At 66.7% G+C, this 16,168-nt stretch carries 19 protein-coding genes; 12 read left to right on the top strand and 7 right to left on the bottom strand.

Features of this window, described 5'->3' with window-relative positions; translation table 11 throughout:
• Positions 1-5 precede the first annotated feature (5 nt).
• Positions 6-1,238, bottom strand: coding sequence for an MFS transporter (locus tag LWF15_RS20060; protein ID WP_232812400.1), 1,233 nt, complete (start codon positions 1,236-1,238; stop codon positions 6-8).
• 179 nt (positions 1,239-1,417) lie between these two features.
• Here LWF15_RS20060 and LWF15_RS20055 point away from each other — a divergent pair, with 179 nt between their 5' ends.
• From LWF15_RS20055 to LWF15_RS20045, 3 genes are all read left to right on the top strand, one after another.
• A complete protein-coding gene (locus LWF15_RS20055) occupies positions 1,418-1,783 on the top strand; it encodes a hypothetical protein (RefSeq protein WP_232812399.1) in 366 nt (121 codons plus the stop codon).
• A 60-nt stretch (positions 1,784-1,843) separates the two neighbouring features.
• The gene (locus LWF15_RS20050; protein ID WP_269810530.1) at positions 1,844-2,350 is read left to right on the top strand and encodes a DUF1990 family protein; all 507 of its coding nucleotides are present in this window, start codon (positions 1,844-1,846) and stop codon (positions 2,348-2,350) included.
• A 68-nt stretch (positions 2,351-2,418) separates the two neighbouring features.
• The gene (locus tag LWF15_RS20045) at positions 2,419-2,835 is read left to right on the top strand and encodes a hypothetical protein (RefSeq protein ID WP_232812397.1); all 417 of its coding nucleotides are present in this window, start codon (positions 2,419-2,421) and stop codon (positions 2,833-2,835) included.
• Between the two features lie 4 nt (positions 2,836-2,839).
• On the opposite strand, the gene LWF15_RS20040 is transcribed toward LWF15_RS20045, so the two are convergent.
• Positions 2,840-3,085 (bottom strand): hypothetical protein, encoded by a 246-nt coding sequence (locus LWF15_RS20040; RefSeq protein ID WP_232812396.1) that lies wholly within the window; start codon positions 3,083-3,085, stop codon positions 2,840-2,842.
• Between the two features lie 36 nt (positions 3,086-3,121).
• Positions 3,122-3,550: an ASCH domain-containing protein gene (locus LWF15_RS20035; RefSeq protein WP_232812395.1), complete on the bottom strand. Its 429-nt coding sequence runs from the start codon at positions 3,548-3,550 to the stop codon at positions 3,122-3,124.
• Positions 3,551-3,691: 141 nt separating this feature from the next.
• On the opposite strand from LWF15_RS20035, the gene LWF15_RS20030 reads away from it, so the two are divergent.
• The gene (locus LWF15_RS20030) at positions 3,692-5,029 is read left to right on the top strand and encodes a hypothetical protein (protein WP_232812394.1); all 1,338 of its coding nucleotides are present in this window, start codon (positions 3,692-3,694) and stop codon (positions 5,027-5,029) included.
• A 72-nt stretch (positions 5,030-5,101) separates the two neighbouring features.
• Here the strand turns inward: LWF15_RS20030 and LWF15_RS20025 are convergent, their stop codons facing one another.
• Entirely contained in the window at positions 5,102-5,770 is a 669-nt protein-coding gene (locus LWF15_RS20025) for a fasciclin domain-containing protein (RefSeq protein WP_232812393.1), read from the bottom strand.
• Positions 5,771-5,961: 191 nt separating this feature from the next.
• Between LWF15_RS20025 and LWF15_RS20020 the strand changes: the two genes are divergently transcribed.
• Genes LWF15_RS20020 through LWF15_RS19995 form a run of 6 tightly spaced genes read left to right on the top strand, consistent with a single transcriptional unit; the run spans position 5,962 to position 10,547 of the window.
• The gene (locus tag LWF15_RS20020; RefSeq protein ID WP_232812392.1) at positions 5,962-6,429 is read left to right on the top strand and encodes a nuclear transport factor 2 family protein; all 468 of its coding nucleotides are present in this window, start codon (positions 5,962-5,964) and stop codon (positions 6,427-6,429) included.
• Positions 6,429-7,013 carry a TetR/AcrR family transcriptional regulator gene (locus LWF15_RS20015; protein WP_232812391.1) on the top strand — a complete coding sequence of 195 codons (585 nt, stop codon included), beginning with the start codon at positions 6,429-6,431 and terminating at the stop codon, positions 7,011-7,013. Before LWF15_RS20020 ends, LWF15_RS20015 begins: the two co-directional genes overlap by 1 nt.
• Before the next feature lie 52 nt (positions 7,014-7,065).
• Complete coding sequence (locus LWF15_RS20010; protein ID WP_232812390.1) at positions 7,066-7,605, top strand: RNA polymerase sigma factor; 540 nt, start codon at positions 7,066-7,068, stop codon at positions 7,603-7,605.
• Positions 7,602-8,411: a zf-HC2 domain-containing protein gene (locus LWF15_RS20005; protein ID WP_232812389.1), complete on the top strand. Its 810-nt coding sequence runs from the start codon at positions 7,602-7,604 to the stop codon at positions 8,409-8,411. The genes LWF15_RS20010 and LWF15_RS20005 overlap by 4 nt, the downstream gene beginning before the upstream one ends.
• 25 nt (positions 8,412-8,436) lie before the next feature.
• Positions 8,437-9,207, top strand: a complete 771-nt coding sequence (locus LWF15_RS20000; protein ID WP_232812388.1) for an ATP-binding cassette domain-containing protein — start codon at positions 8,437-8,439, stop codon at positions 9,205-9,207.
• The gene (locus tag LWF15_RS19995) at positions 9,204-10,547 is read left to right on the top strand and encodes a hypothetical protein (RefSeq protein WP_232812387.1); all 1,344 of its coding nucleotides are present in this window, start codon (positions 9,204-9,206) and stop codon (positions 10,545-10,547) included. The genes LWF15_RS20000 and LWF15_RS19995 overlap by 4 nt, the downstream gene beginning before the upstream one ends.
• A 6-nt stretch (positions 10,548-10,553) precedes the next feature.
• Here the strand turns inward: LWF15_RS19995 and LWF15_RS19990 are convergent, their stop codons facing one another.
• The 3 genes from LWF15_RS19990 to LWF15_RS19980 form a co-directional block, all read right to left on the bottom strand.
• On the bottom strand, positions 10,554-11,132 hold the full coding sequence (locus tag LWF15_RS19990) for a hypothetical protein (protein WP_232812386.1): 579 nt from the start codon (positions 11,130-11,132) through the stop codon (positions 10,554-10,556).
• A 270-nt stretch (positions 11,133-11,402) separates the two neighbouring features.
• Positions 11,403-11,630, bottom strand: a complete 228-nt coding sequence (locus LWF15_RS19985; protein ID WP_232812385.1) for a hypothetical protein — start codon at positions 11,628-11,630, stop codon at positions 11,403-11,405.
• Between the two features lie 8 nt (positions 11,631-11,638).
• Positions 11,639-12,073 (bottom strand): hypothetical protein, encoded by a 435-nt coding sequence (locus tag LWF15_RS19980; protein ID WP_232812384.1) that lies wholly within the window; start codon positions 12,071-12,073, stop codon positions 11,639-11,641.
• A 515-nt stretch (positions 12,074-12,588) separates the two neighbouring features.
• On the opposite strand from LWF15_RS19980, the gene LWF15_RS19975 reads away from it, so the two are divergent.
• Positions 12,589-13,836 (top strand): AfsR/SARP family transcriptional regulator, encoded by a 1,248-nt coding sequence (locus tag LWF15_RS19975; RefSeq protein ID WP_269810505.1) that lies wholly within the window; start codon positions 12,589-12,591, stop codon positions 13,834-13,836.
• Positions 13,837-14,003: 167 nt separating this feature from the next.
• A complete protein-coding gene (locus LWF15_RS19970; protein ID WP_232812382.1) occupies positions 14,004-16,154 on the top strand; it encodes a serine/threonine protein kinase in 2,151 nt (716 codons plus the stop codon).
• The last annotated feature ends 14 nt before the right edge of the window (positions 16,155-16,168 follow it).

Here is a 16,168-nt window from a genome sequence, read left to right as displayed (position 1 = left end):
ATGCCTTACTGGACCGATTCGTACGCCTGGTGACCGACCCGTCCATTGTTCTTCTGGCTGTTGAAGGTGAACACCGTGAGCCCGAGCCCGACCGCAGACAGGACCACGGCCACGACGGCCGGGGACAGGTAACCGAAGCCGCCGGCGATGACCAGACCGCCGAGCCAGGCGCCGAGGCTGTTGGCCGTGTTCATCGCCGACTGGCTGAGCGCCGCACCCATCAGCAGGGCGCCGGGAGCGACCTGGATGAGCCGGGCCTGCAGAGCGGGAGCCAGGAACAGGCCGCAGGCGCTGACCAGGAAGACCCCGACGAACAGGCCCACCGGGTTCCGCGCGATCACCCAGAACACGGCCCCGGCCAGGAGCAGAGCGACGAAGCCGCCGGTCATGGAGCGCGGCAGGTCACGGTCGGCCGAGTATCCCCCCAGGACATTGCCCACGGTCATCCCCAGACCGGCCGTCGCCAGCACCCAGGGCACCGCTGACTCCGAGAGCCCGGCAACCGACGTGGTCATCGGGGCTGCGTAGGTGTAGATCGCCATGAACGCAGAGAACCCGATAGCCGCGGCGAGCGCCGTCAGCCAGACCTGACCGGAGCGCAGCGAACCCAGCTCGGCGCGTGGGGAGCCGATGACGGTGCTGGTCACCGGCGGCACGATCGCCAGCACAGCGAACAGCGTGAGGGCGAACGCGGCGGCCACCGCCAGGTAGGCAACCCGCCAGTCAGTGGCCTGGCCCAGGTAGGTGATGGCCGGGACACCGACCACGTTGGAGACCGTCAGCCCGGCGATGACCAGCGAGAACCCCTTGGCGTGGGCGCCCGGTCCGAGCAGCCGGGAGGCCAGCAGACCGGCCGCGCCGAAGTAGGCGCCGTGCGGGATACCGCCGATGAACCGGGCCAGCAACGCCCACTCGAAGCTGGGGGCCAGCGCGGAGGCCGCCGTACCCACCACGAACAGGCCCAGCAGCCCCAGAACCAGGGGCTTGCGCTGCACCCGGGCCGTGAGCGCGGCGATCGTGGGTGCGCCGGCCACCACGCCCAGGGCGTAGGCGCTGATCAGCCAGCCGGTCCGGGCAATGGCCGCTTCCCGGTCGGTGGCGTATTGCTCGGGCAGCAGGTCGCGGGCAATGTCGGGCAGCAGGCCCATGACCACGAACTCGGTCAGGCCCACCGCGAAACCGCCGAGCGCGAGGGCGAAAAGGGCGCCAAAACGACGCAGTGGAGTGAGCTGTTCCACTGTTCCTCCGGTGACGGGTGATGTGGGCCCGCCAGACGGGGGCGCTCTTCGACTATAACGTTCTAGGCCCTCGGCGACTAGAACGTTATAGGCGGCAGTCACCCGGTCGGCCTGTGGGAGGGACGCAGTAGCCTGGCTACCTCGCCTGATCCGGTTCGGCGACTCACGGAGGAGACCCGATGCCCGACGCCAGCACACCCCAGCCCGAGTACGGGTCGCCCGAGGCCGCCGCAGCCTCGCAGCCGCCTACCCGCCCGGGGCCCCACAAGCAGCTGCCGAAGTCGCACCGTTCCCTGATGTCCTTCGCCTCGGCCCACTCGGCGCTGTCGGCGTTCAGCTGGGCGTCGATCGGGGGCAGTTTCTCGGCCGCGTCACTCCTGAGCGCCACTTCCTTCGCCAGCGTCGGCAGCCTGGCCTCGGCCTTCTCGGTCGGCTCAGTGCTCTCGGTCGGTTCGGTCGGCTCGGTGCTGTCGATCGGCAGCGTCGGCGGCGCCGGCGAGGTGTACGGGCTGCCGGTGGCCGAGTGGGTCGCCCGCTCCATCTGATCGAAAAGCATTACTACCTATGGACGTTTGTGAGCCCAGATTGGGTGGGGGCGGCTGGTGCTGAACTACGACGTGGTCGGGGCGACCCAGCCGGCCGACCCCGAGTGGGCTTCGCGCCGCCAAGACGGCTACCGCGACTTCGAACGCACCGTGCGCCTCGGTGAGGGAGACGCTTACTGGGCAACGACGTCTTCAATTCTGCTTCGCTGGGGCGTGAAGACCCGCAGCGGCTTCACCGTCGATCCCCAGCCCACGACTGTCGTCGAGGCTGGCCAGAAGTACCAGCTCACAGCCCACCTCGGGCCGCTCCGAGTGCGGGAACCGGTGCAGATCGTGGCGGTGGCCGACGAGCCGGACCGGCGGGGATTTGCCTACGGCACCGCACACGGGCATCCCGTGAGCGGCGAAGAGGCCTTCGTTCTGCACCGCGAGGCCGACGGTTCGGTGCACCTGACACTGCGTTCGCTCACCCGGGCTCCCCAGGGGCTGTGGCGCCTGGCCTTCCCCGCTGCCCTCCTGCTCCAGCCCGCGTACCGGCGTCGGTATGCCCGGGCGCTCGTGGAGTGAGCTCTCGGCCCACGAGCCCAGTGAATGTCTAAAATGACCTTTAACTGACGGCTTCAGGAGGGTCCGCCATGCCCGGCATCAACGGCCTGCTGCTCGACCTGCAAGAACGTGGGGAAGTCGAGCTGATCGTGGACCGGGGGCTGAAGCGGCTGATCATGCGCCGCCAGCCGTTCGTGCGCATCCACAGCTGGGGGCTGAACGAGTTCCGCCCACCGGTCGCGATGGTAATGGACGCCCACGAGCTCGCCCGCTACCTCGACTACGTGTACGAACAGGGCCAGTATCTGTTCCCCGACGAGACCGGCGACCGGGGCGCCTACCTGCTCCTGCTCGCCCACCTGAAATCGGTGCTGACCGCAACCCCGCGCCCCCTGATGGTGCACATCCAGCTGCGCGGGCTGTACGTGAACTTCGGCAGAAAGTGGGAACTTTCCTCGTCGTCGGACAACGTCAAGGCGGTCCGGGCCGCCCGCGAGGGGCAGTGAAGCCCTACCGCTGTGGCCGTGACTGCCTGTGCTGGTAGAGGCTGCTGGCCAGCGGAGCGACGAACGCAGCCGAGATGCCGGCCATCATGAGCGCCCCCATGACCCCGACCGGCGCCATGTGTGTCTGATCCCCCGAACCCGCCCAGATGACCGCCTGGATCAGGAAGAAGATCACGCCGACCACACCGGGCACAGCGAGGACGCTTTCGATGATCCAGTCTGATCGCGCCCGCGGGCGGCCGTTCTCCATGGACGTGAGTATGCGACTTTCCGCCTCCGAACGGGGTCACAGCTTGGTCACCGCGCTCACCAGCCGGAAGCGCTGAGCCAGCACCAGAGTGTCGTCGTTCACCGTGAACCCGGGATCACCGAGCTCGGCCCGTACCTCGGCGCTGTGCCAGAACTCCTCATGCCCGGCCCGCCACTGCGCCACGCTCGCAAACCCCTCCCCCTCGTCCACCGCGTGCTGCAGGTCGACGTCGGCGAGCCGAACCACGCGCACCTCGGTCAGCTCGATCACCGCGACCGGCCGGCCCTGCGAGTCCACCACCGCCGACCGTCGCCCGACCTGCGGCAAGGGCTCGTTCTCCCGCTCGTAGAAGAGCACGAGGCCGGAGGTCGAGGTCTTCGCCCCGGAGAGGATCGCCGCCACCAGTTGGTCGCGCAGCGGCCCGGGGAACGCGAACTCCGAAAGAGGCAGACCGTCAACGTTCATACGCGCGAGAATACGACGACGGTCATCAGGGACGATGGGGGTTGCGAACTTGGGCGCATCGAAACAGGAATGACCGTGGGGATCCGGCCGGAGTGGCGCGAGCCCGTCTTGACCACAGAGTGATGGAGCGTTCGAGCAGTCATGAGGTCTCGGAACCTGACGCTGTTGTTGGTGCTGCCCTGCGTTGCGGGCCTGATCGGTTGCACAGGCGATCCGCAGACAGCGAAGGCGACCCGGCCATCTCGGGTGGAGTCATCGAGCGCCGACCCGTCACCGACTGGCGGTCGGATCGAAGTTGACCGGGAGCTGTCGTTCGTCCTTGACGTTGCCGAGGCCACGCCGGTGCAGTTCAAAGAACCGGCGGCCCGTGTGCGGCTGAAGGCTGATTCTGCCGATCGCATGCTTGCGCCCGGGGGTATCTCCGCCGAGAAGGATCTTCTCGTTGAGGAGAGCAGCCTCAGGTCTTTGGACGGGGCCGGCCACACGCTGAACACCTTCAGCAGGGTGGGCTTGTGGAGTCAGACCAAGGGCTTCGTTCCTGCGGCCAAGACCGGGCGGGAGGCCAGGGGCGTGTTGAAGGGCGCTGAACGGCAGTCGGACGGGATGAAGCGCGTTGGGGATCGCCTGGTCTGGATGGAGACCCCAAGCACGGATCTGATGTTCCAAGAATGGAGTCTGCGAACGGCCGAGACGGACGGATCGGGCGTACGCGAGTTGGCGCACAGCCAGCCCTTGAAGCCCCCGGCGCGCCCGCTCCCCGTGTTCGGGGGCACCGATCCGGTGGTCATCGGGGACTGGGTGTACTGGGCGGCGACCGTCGCTACCACCTTGACGCCCGATCCGGCAGCCGAGAAGGACTGGGAGTTCAATATTCTCCGGACCAAGCTGTCGGGCAGGTCCAAGGTGGAGACTGTGGCCAAGAACTCGGTGTTGCCTGCGGCCGCTGGTGGTGACCTGGTCTACGTTACGCGAACCCCAGGGGCATCCAAGGGCTACGAGATCCGCCGTAGGGCGGTGTCGGACGGTGGCACCGAAAAGACAATCGTTCGCGGCATCCCCTACGGGGAAACGGAAATCGTTGATCTGGTGGCCTCGGACTCCTACGTCGCCTGGGGCGTGAGCGCCCCCAAGGTCGGCGAAGCGGGGTGGTCGTCCAAGTCTGAGCCTGGGCAGATCTTCGTCTTGGATCTGGCCACCCATGAAGTGGGCACCGTCATCGCGGCCGACGAAGTGGCGGGCCAGAGGAACCTGTCGCTGACCAGGACGGGCGTGCTCTGGGGCAACGGGTCGGGCAACGGCGATCCCACGGAGTACTACCTCAACATGTCCACCCGAAAGCTCCACTCCATCGCGGAGCAACGGGGGTACAGCGTCGTCAAGGGTGACCCCGCACACGACACGATCATCTGGGCCAAGGGAACGAATAAGCAGACCCAACGCATGCTTTGGCACATGGCAGAGCTGAGCACACCCGAATAGACGGCAGACCCGGCCGGGGCCGGAACTTCAGTGTGAGGAGCACACTTCAGCTCCGGCCCCAGACAGGCGTCTTTAGGGAAGGTCGACCGGGCGCAGCACGCGGTCCACGACGTGGCCGATCTGCTTGTTGCCCTTGTTCACGTCGACCCCGATCACGCGGGCGTTCTTGTCGCTCTTGTCGGCGTCGATCAGGTGGAAGCCGACCTTGGGGTAGCGCAGGGACACGTTGAGCTTGACCGTGCCGCCCTGGGCGGTCTTCAGCACCGCGTCGTCGGACTTCAGCGCGGCCTTGGAGCTGAGGGTGGCGCCGGGCACGACGTGGTAGAGCAGAACCGTTTCGACAGTGTCGATTCCGAGGCCGGCCACGGCCTTGAAGGCGGCCTTCTCCGAGGGCAGCTTGTGCGCCTTGGTGATGTCCTTGACCAGGACCCTGAAGGCGTGGTCGTTGGGCAGGAACGCGGTCAGGGCGGTGTCGCCCTTGGTCAGCACGCCCACCGGGGACTTCGGCTTCTCCTTCAGCACGGCCAGCACGGCCGAGCGCAGGACGTCGAAGTCCTTGCTGTTGTGGTCGAACTTGCCCTTGTCGGCGAGAAGCACCGAGGCCAGGGCCTTCTCGCCCGGGGCGGCGGCCTTGCCGGTCGTGTCAGCGGATGCCGGGGAGGCCATGAGGGCAACCGAGGACACGCCGATGGTGGCCGTGACAGCGGTGGCAACCCCAAGAACGCGGCGACGCAGACGCATTTTTGTTCCTCCGAGTGATCGATGGACTGACGTTGCGGGCTGGGTTCGGTGCCCACCCCGCTTCGGATGGGTTTCGACCGAAAAAACTTTTGCGTCTGCCCGAGCCGCCCGCGATTGACACCTCCACCAGCGCGTCTGTACCTTTCAGTACAGGCCGAACCGATCGGTACAGACTCTCGAAAGGCAAGATCATGTCTCGTCCTCCCCTCCCGCCCTTCACCGAGGCCAGCGCCATCCAGAAGGCCCGCATCGCCGAAGACGCCTGGAACACCTGTGACCCCGAGCGCATCTCCCTCGCGTACAGCGAGGACAGCTGGTGGCGTAACCGTTCGACCTTCGCGCAGGGCCGCGCCGCCATCGTCGAGTTCCTCACCGGCAAGTGGGAGCGCGAACTCGACTACCGGCTGATCAAGGAGCTGTGGGCCTACACCGGCGACGTGATCGCGGTGCGCTTCGCGTACGAATACCACAACGCGGAAGGCCAGTGGTTCCGCGCCTACGGCAACGAGAACTGGCGCTTCGACCAGGACGGGCTGATGACCCACCGCCACGCGAGCATCAACGATGTGGCCATTGAGGAGTCCGAGCGCAAGTTCTTCTGGGACACTTCAGGCCCCCGTCCGGCGGATCACCCCGGCCTGAGCGAACTCGGACTGTAATGGCACGAACTGTTCTCGACCGCTCGGACGCGGTCCGGGCCCTGGCCGGCGTCTTCCGCAAGAGGGGCTTCGAAAGCGCCTCCCTGTCGGTGATCCAGCGGGAGGCCGGCCTGGGGCGCGGGAGCCTCTACCACTTCTTCCCCGACGGGAAGACGGACATGGCTCGGGCCGTCCTCGAGCAGGTGGGCGAATGGTTCGAAGAACAGATCTTCACGCCCCTGCGCACGGCCCATGACGTCCCGCAGGCGATCGAGGCGATGTCGCGGGAGGTGGCCGACTACTTCACCTCCCGCGAGAGCGTGTGCCTGTTCGCCGCGATGACGTTGGGGCAGGAACAGGACACCTTCGCCGAAGCAGTGCGGGCCTACTTCACCGACTGGGTCGACGCGCTCGCGCAGGCACTGCGGACCGGCGGGCTCCCCGCTCAGGAGGCGGCCGATCGTGCGCTCGACGCGGTCGCGGCAATCCAGGGCGGGCTGATCCTGGCCCGCGCGTACGGCGACAACGCAACGTTCCTCGGCATCGTCGCCCGCACCGAACAGCACCTGCTCAAGGCAAGTGAGCCAGGTCACAACGCCAAGTGAATCATTCGGCCAGGGGTAGGGCGTCAGGCGCTGTGTGAACCAGAGTGCGGGGTTGGGCGAGGTCGACGAGGAGCAACTGCTGCGGCGGATTGCTCGCGGCGACCGCCACGCCTTCGACGAGTTCTACCGGCGCACCGCGCCGTGGCTCGCCGTCCGCCTGCACCGACGCTGCGCCGATGACGACATCGTGGCCGAGGTCATGCAGGAGTCGTACCTGGCGGTGTGGCAGGCCGCAGCCAGCTACGTGGGCGCACCCGCCGGTAAAGGGGGCGCCGGCGGATGGCTGTGGACCATCGCTTCCCGCCGACTGATCGACGCCTTCCGCCGCCGGGCCCGGCAGCGGGAGGCAGTGATCGCTGAGCCCGTTCGGTCCGAGCCCGCGGCAGAGGACGAGGTCCTCGTGGGCATCCCGGACGCCGCGCTCACCGACGCGCTGGCCGGGCTGAGCCCCGAACTTCACACGGCGCTGAAACTGATGGTCCTGGACGGGCTGACCGCCAGGGAGACGGCGGGCCTGCTCGGGGTTCCGGAGGCAACGGTCAGGACGCGCGTGCGCCGGGCCCGACTGCACCTGCGGAGGGCGCTGTCATGACCACTCACGTGTCCGCAACCATGCTGACCCGTTACGCCTCGGGTGAGGACCTGCCCAGCGAGGCGCTCTGGGTGCTGGAGGCGCACCTGGACAGTTGCCCGGCCTGCCGGGAGCAGGTGGGGCAGGTAACGACCGATCCCAGGGTGACCGAACTCGTCCAATCAGTAAGAACGGCCCTGGAGCCTCGCCTCGGTCCCGGCCACGGCCGGTGGTGGGGGCTGAGGCATCGGTTCCGCCGCCAGATGGCCCGGTGGGCCGCCCCGGCAGCGATGCCCTGGCTGCTGTGTGTGCTGGCCATCCCCCTGGCCGCGATGCTGTTGGACCTCAACGCGAGCACTGACCAAACGCCACTGCTCCTCCTAGTGGCGCCAATCGTCCCTGCTTTGGGGGTGGCGGCCTCATGGAACCGGTTCACCGACCGGGCGCACGCGCTGGTCTCGGTCACCGCCCAGGCCGGGCTGAGCCTGGTGTTACGCCGCACGCTTGCCGCGCTGATCGTCATCCTGCCTCCGCTGACACTGGCCGGACTTCTGGTCGGTGCTTCACCGGCGCTCTGGCTGTTGCCCGGCCTGGCCATGACCACGGCCGCGCTCACGCTCGGCGCGGTGATCGGAGTGGGCCGGGCAACCGCGGCCCTGGTCGGACTGTGGACTCTGGCGGTGATCCTGCCGGTGCTCGCCCAGGGCTCCACGCCGGTGCCGCTCGAGCCCGCGGCAGCCCCGTTCTGGGCTGCCGTCGCGCTGGTGTCAGCAGCGGCGCTGACCCGGCTGCGGGACGGATACCAGCAGGACCCACGTCATTTCTGAGTCGCGACGCACGTTGGAGGAACTGGTGGTCCAGGGCGTATCCCAGCAGGACATGGAACCGATCAGCTACGCCTGGCCGGTCTGGGCCGAGAACCTGACCGTCCGGGCCGGACGCAAGGTCGCAGTTTCCGGCGTGGATCTGGCCCTGACCAACGGCGTCTACGGCATTCTCGGGCCCAACGGAGCGGGAAAGACAACGCTGCTGCGTGCTCTCGCCACTGCGCAGCGACCGACCGGTGGGCGCCTCGAACTGGTGGGCCAGGCGGTGCACGACGGGGGCGACCTGCGAGCGGTCCGCCGTTCGCTGGGATACCTGCCGCAGAACTTCGGGTACTACCGCAGCTACACCGTGCGCGAGTTCGTGGAGTACCTGGCCTGGCTGAAAGGCGTCTCCACCAGTGATGTTCCGGCCGCCAGTCAACGCGCGATCGACCTGGTCGGCCTGTCCGAGCAGGCCGACGCCCGCCTGCGCACACTGTCCGGCGGAATGGTGCGCCGGGCCGGGCTGGCTCAGGCCCTGGTCGGTGACCCGCCGATCCTGCTCCTAGACGAGCCCACCACCGGGCTGGACCCGCAGACCCGGCAGAAGATCCGCGAGCTGCTCTGGGGTCTGGCTGAATCCACCTGCGTAGTCATGGCGACCCATCTGATCGAGGACGTGGCCACCGATTCGGCGGAGGTCCTCATCATGAACACCGGGCGATTCGCGTTCCGGGGCGGCATCGCACAGGTGCGGGAAGCCGGGAGCAGCCTCGAGCACGGCCTGGCCGTCCTGCTGGAGCGGGTGATCCAGTGATCGCCCGGATCCTCTGGCGCGAGGTGCGCCGCACCATGATTCTGCCGTTCGGCGTGGGCTTCCTCGTGATGGCCAACTTCCTCGCCCAAGACCCGATGTCCGGAAGCTGGCCCGGCCTGGTGATGCCGGTCCTTTCCGGCCACCAGAACAACCTTTTCCTGCTCTGGCCGCTGGCCCTGGCGATCGGCACCGCGATCGGCGGGCGGGACAGAGCCGCGGGAGTGAGCGAACTACTCAGCACCACAACCCGCCATTGGACCCGGATCGTGCCGCGGGCAGCCCTGCTCACCCTCGGCCTGGCTGCGGCCTACCTCGTGGCACCGGCCGACCAACTGATCGCTGCGGCCCAGACAGACACGTACTGGCCAAAAGGCTGGGCCTGGTCACTGCTGGCCGGGGCGCTCGCCATCGCCGCAGCCGCACTGCTCGGACTGGCCCTGGGCCGGTCGCTGCCCTCTCGCCTGCTGGTACCGGTGGTCGGGGTGGTAGCCATGGCCACGATCGGGCTCGGACTGTTCCTGGCCGAGTACCACCCGTCCCGAGCCTGGCTCCTCTTCCCCTCGTACCTGGGACCGGACGCAGGCCAGTTCGCCACCACCGCCGCCCGCACGAACGCCGGTCAAGCCACCTGGTTCCTGGCCCTCGGCATCGCCGGCCTGCTGCTCTGCTCGGTCACGAAGTGGGACCGGCGGCGGACTCTCAGCGTCACCGGCGCCGTCCTCATCACTGGCCTCACCGCCGCCCTGCTGCTGTTCCCGTCGCCGAATCAGGCGCAGATACAGGACGCCAGCGCAACGAAGCTGGTCTGCGCCGAAGGACTGCCCCGGGTCTGCGTCGCCCGCCCCTACGCCAAATCCCTGCCCGAGCTGGCCGCTCCGGCCCGGGCCGCGTTGCGAGCGCTGGCTCAACTACCCAACGCGCCCACAGCCGTCCTTCAAGACTCTCGCGATCCCCGCACAAGCGAACGTCAGCCGCCGGAAACCGTTCTCGTAGACCTGGTCCTAGACCGCGACGGCCACCTGGTAACTGGCGGAACCAGCCTGAAAGAAAGCATTCTCGACGGTGCCGGCGCGATGTGGTGCGCCGAAGCTGACGACTCGCGCACCCTGGACCAGGAGTACGCAGCCCGCACGATCGCCGCCTCCTGGCTGCTCAACCGCGAGCAACCGCTCGACACCGGCTTTCCCGAGGTGCAGAAGCTGACCGAGACGGCCTGGACCGCGCTGCGCAGCCAGCCCACCGCCGTACAACGCGAGCGGATCGCAGCCCTACGTACAAACCGGCTGGAGTGCCGGGACGATGGCTACGCCATCCTCCTCGGCACTCCACCGGCGAGCTGAGAACTGCTACTGCTTCTTCGCCACCACAGTGAACTTCGCCGCCGGCCCAGCGTGCTCAGCCGGCAGGTACGTCACCTGGCGCTTGTAGGTCTCCAGGTGCCCCCACTTGCCGTGGATCGTGTACTGCTTGCCGGTGGGCTTGAACGAGAACAGCTGGTTCTTCTTCTGGCTGTCGCACAGCGCCAGGTTCATCGTGCCGTTCTGCTTCTGCTGGATGCAGTAGGCGTCGATCTCGTGGCTGTCGTTCAGGCTCATGATCTGGTACTTCTTGCCCACCTTGGTCAGCCCCATCCAGGTGCCCTCGGTGGACAGCCCGTTCGAGGCGGTGGGCTTGGAGCGCTTCAGCGAGATCGTGCCGCCCTTGTTCACGGTGAGGATCCGGTCCTTGCCCTTGTACTTCGGGGCCTTGATCAGCACCGGGTCGTCGGTGTTCGGCGCGGCCACCGCGGCCGACACGCTCTGAACAGCAGGCTTGTCGTCGGCAGCGGCAACGCCGGTGCTCAGCCACAGCCCTGCAGCAACGGCGGGCACGCCGGCGACGGCGGTCGCGACCTTGGTACGGCGGGAGAGACGGGCGCTGAACATTGCTTCCTCCAGGGGGGTGCAGCGAAGGGACTGGCTCTTGCTTCCAACCACTTCGATGCACCGGCCCCAGGAAAAGTTCGGAAGAATCTCAGGGCAGCCCAAGCTGGGGTCTCGGTGTAGCACGGCGTGGTCCGCGCGCCGATACCGAACCTGGGGCAGCAGTCCGAGACCGGGCTGTTCTCCACCGTGCGCTGCCCGCGGTGGGCACTGACGTGCCTTCGGCTTACCTGCTTTCGCAGCAACCGGCGCGATCCGCGATCCGAGCGTGACTCACTGTGGTTGAAGCCCCCAAACGGCCAGTCCGAACAGCACGAGTTCCACTACGGTGACGCCCAGGCCGACGATCAGAGCGCTTCGCTTCATCGCGGGATTGTCCCGAAACATAGTCAAACTGAGAATGACGGCGGTGAGGATGCCTCCCAGAGGCACCACAAGTCCAACGAGAACGATGGCAACGAGGGCCAACGTCTCATTCCGTGATCGCACAGCCATGTTCATCGATCTCCTTAGCGGCAGTCGGCCGTTCGCGCCAGAGTGCCATCACCGTTCGGGTGAACCAGCATGCACTGACTTGTCTTCAGCGGAATCTGCTTGAGGATCAGGTGAACCTGAAACCGGTCGTACAGATCGAATCCACGTTCATGCCCCGCAGGCTGACTGCATTTCTTCACGCTGATGCTGTAGCCGACGGACTGCCCAAGATCGCACTCGTGCCAGCCTGTCTTGTTCTTGTACTTCTTGATCCAGGCGTACTGACCGCTGTACCAGAAGACGCCCTCATGCTTTTCCGTCCAGGCGATGCCACCAAGATTGGATTTGGAGCTCTGTGACCATTGGCGACTCTTGAGCGTACCCTCAGCCGCCGCCCGCATGACCGATTCACTCTGCCCCTTGGCTTGAGCCGCAGTGACTGCCTCGGGTTCCGAGACTTCGGTGATCATCTTTGCCTGACAGACAGCGTCATCCATATTTTTGGGTAGCGTTCGCAGACAGTCTTCGTCGGTTAAAAGTGTCGACCTCAGTCGAGGCTTCCAAGCCTTGGAACGAAGACGAAGGCGAGTCTCCCGTTGAGCCAGCAGACGCCGGCAGCGCTGCAAACGGGATCACCATCAGTGACAGCACGGCTGCGATTCTGGTTCTTGCCACGTGCCTTACCCCTTGTCGGATTGGCCTGCAACTACAGGCCATTCGTAGTGCTAAGCGCTTGACGCTCAATGAGAGCGCATGCATACAGCCGGGCGATCGAAACGGGGGTGCGTATAGAACCTTGCTGTCGCGAATTCGCCCCGGCCGTAATTCATGCAAGCGGGTTGAAACCTAGCAGGTCGCACATATGGCGACAAGCCAACTCGACACATAGCCCATTGACCTTGTGGCGAGTGTCTCAAATAGTTTAGTTGCGTTGGGAAACTGATATGTGTATCTAACGAATCGGTGCATCTATAGGCGCTTGCCTATGCGCGCAGGCAAGGCACCCCCGCACGTGCCGCAATCACAATTCAGACCTACGTGGGGCACCTGCGCGACCTGCTCGAACCCGAACGCCTGCCGGGCCAGCCCTGGCAGATCCTGCGCACCGAACCCCAGGGCTACCGCCTCACCCTCGACGACACTGACCCCGGCGTTTTACCGCTTCGACGACATCAGCCGTTGGGGCCTGTCCTTGTTGCCCGAGGGCGAGCACGAAGCCGCCGAAACCCGTCTGGCCCAGGCCCTCGCACTGTGGCGAGGCGAAGAGGCGTTCGCCGACGTCCCCGACATTGCCTGCGTCCGCGAGCGCGCCCACGAACTGCACCAACAATGGACGTCGGTGAGCAAGGCCCGCTTGCGGGCGCAGCTGCGCGACGGGCGGGCTCACGAAGTGGTGGGCAATCTCCAGCCCCTGCTGTCCCGCCACCCCCTGGACGAGGAACTCGCCGAGCTGGGCGTGAGCGCGCTGCACCAGGCCGGCCACACCGCCCAAGCTCTGCAGTTGTACGACGCCACGGCCCGACGACTGCGCGACGAACTCGGCGTAGACCCCGGCCCCGCGCTCTGGGAAGCGCACCGAAAGGTGCTGGCCGACCCCACCCCTACCGCCGTCTCCCACCCGCCGAGGGCAGACCCAGCCACCCCGGCGGCGACCTCACCGACCGCCGCACCCACAAACGTACGTTATTGGAGACCGGCCGCCTTGGTCAGCGGCGCGCTCGCCTTGACCGCCGTGTGCGGCGTTGCTCTTGCCCTGGTCCTCCCCGGCGACCCCAACCGCACGCTGGCCATCAATGCCGCCCGGCAGCCAGCCGACGACGGGTTCCGCGAGCTCGACTTGGACCTACGCGCCGGCTTCGCTCATGACCTGGACCTCCCCGCCGTGCAGCAGACCGAAATGGGCATAGGTATGCCCACCGACTCCCCCGACTACGCCCGCCCCGACCTTTACCGCACACGGACCGGCCCAGACTTCGTCGGCGGCTGGGACCCCACGCAAACCGAGCGCTACAACCGGGTCGAAGAGGTCGGCTGGGACGCCGATCCCGAGGCGTGCCGAGAACTGGCGCCGGGGGCAGGCGGCAATGTGAAGGTGGCGGAAATGCGCGCGGGGACACGGATCTGCGTGCAGACCAGTGAGGGGCGTTGGGCGATGCTCGTGATTACGCAGTTGCCGCCGGGCAGGCAGGGGACGATGCGGGCGCATGCCTTCGTGGAAGACCACGCGAAGTGACACGGTGCTCAACCGCTGGAGCTGTGACGACGACCCGGCCAAAAGCGGAATTCCGATGACAGGACGCCTCTAAATTCATCCTAGACAAGAATTTTCACGTAGAAGGCCAATCGTGCCACCTACACCGTCTACAGAACCGCACCGTCGGACTTCAGCAGAGTTTGATGGTGTCCGTATTCGTTGTTCGCTCTTGCCTTACTGCCGGGTCACGCCCAAGTTGGACAACGCTCAGTTGCCAAGTGGACAGGGGGCCTCACATGGTGACCGATGGCAGAACGCGTTTTATGACGCCCGCAGCACTGGACGTTCCCGCCCGATACCGGATCGGGCCGTGGACGGTGGGCAGGCTGATCGCGTCGGGCCAGTACGGCACGGTCTATGCGGCCTACCGCGAGCACGCCGATCTCACCGTCTCCACGCCGACCGGCACCCGCTCGGCAGGTCCTGACCGGGTTGCGCTCAAGTTCACCCGCTCACTCAGCGAGCAGGGGCGCCGCGGTCTCCATCTGTGCATGGACCGCGACCGGGCGATCCGGGACCGGGGCGAGATCCCCTGGTCGATCGGGATCTACGACGTGCTGGACATCCGCGACGAGCACATGCCACGGCTGGACGGGGCCGCAGCTGTCGTCATGGAACTGGCCGAGTGCAACCTCGACGAACTCATGGGCATCCCGGGAATCAACGTCGAGCGCCTGCTCGTCGACACCTACCGCGCCGTCGCGGGGATGCACGAGTTTGTCGAGGGTGAGGGCTCGATCTTTCACGGAGACCTCAAACCCAGCAACGTCCTGGTCCTGGAGAACGGCTCGGTCCGCATCGGAGACCTCGACCTCATCCAGACCACCGAGGACACCCATCTGGAAACCTTCGGTGGGCACCCCGGGACCCTCGACTATCTCCCTCCAGAAACACTCGACGACGAGCCGTTGATCCGTGCCACCCACGACATCTGGGCCCTGGGGGTCATCACCCACAAGCTTCTCTCCGGAGGCAGGCACCCGTTCCCGGTAGAGACCGGTGAGCGCGCCAAGGCCCTGCGGGAGTATGCCGATGGCCAGCGGGCGCTCGAGCTGGACGAGAACCTGGCCCGCTTCCCGCAGGTCTGGAGTGACGTCGTACGGGACTGCCTCGACCCGGACCGACAACGACGAGGTCTGGTCACGGCGCAGGAGCTCGTCCGGCGCGTAGAGGCGGCGAGCCGGGGCAGCAGACAACCGCCGGCCCCGATGCCCAGACGTCCGACCACACCCCCTCCGCCTGGGGCTGGCTTGGCCGTAGAGCCCGAGCGCATCAGCCCCAGACCGGTGCCGCGGTCCCTCGGCTACCTGACCGTTGTCGTCGGCTGTCTTCTGAGCCTTCTGATCGGTGGTGGCGCCGGCGCTACAACCTTCCGACTGGCCCGTCCCGACGTGCCGAAAATGGCGGTGGACAAGGCTGCCTACGGCCGCGTCCAGAGCAATTCTGGTTTTGGCGGACGGGATCTGTGCAGCAAGTTCCGCACGGTGGGCGCTTTCCAGTTCAAGAGCTGCGTGCATCACAGCGAGGGCAGCTACTACGGCGGGATGGTGATCCACTCGGCCTCGGACTCAACCCAGCGGGTCGAGGCCGCCTGGGGTGACTACGTGACGTCGAACGCCGGTGAGCGTCCGAAACTTGATTCGCAGTGGAAGCAGGAACTGATCCTCGGCCCCGGGGACACGGTCACGGTCCTGACCACGCCAAAGGTCATGCGCGACCTACGATGCGTCGGCACCAGCGGATTCCTGCAGTCGATGCCCGACAGAGTAGCTCGCTCACCATTGCTGACCTTCACCTCGACCCCCTGCACCCATCCCACCGGCTGGGATGTCGCGACCAACGACGATGCACCGCCGAAGGGAATAGGCACCGTGATCCCGGGTGGCTTCACCGCTCGCGACTGCGGCAATGACTGGGTCACCGGACAGCCGGGAACGGGCCTGCAGTTCCGCCCCTGTCTCTACCACCGGACCGACAACCCCAATCTGTGGAACGCGGGAGTCCTGGTACGCAATGTGGGCGCCCGACAGTCCCCGGCGTCCGCTGTCCACTTCAAGCTGCTCGCGGTCCGTTCCGGCCAGTCGCAGCACACCACCATTGCCGATCAGGCGCTGCAAATACCCCCGTTGGGACCTACGAATCCGTACTCGATCGCTGCTCCGTACCAGCGCTGGCCCTCGCAGGAAGACGGCATCTGCCTGGCCCTGCACGTCTGGGATCCCAGTACTCCGGACGCTGACCGGTCGCCGGCCAGCGCGCCGTTCAGGTCGATGGACGGCTCAGCATGCCCGCTATAGGTGCACCTTCCAAT

The organism is Kineosporia rhizophila (assembly GCF_021277265.1).
GTDB lineage: Bacteria > Actinomycetota > Actinomycetes > Actinomycetales > Kineosporiaceae > Kineosporia > Kineosporia rhizophila.
This window is presented reverse-complemented; position numbering and strand designations above follow the sequence as displayed.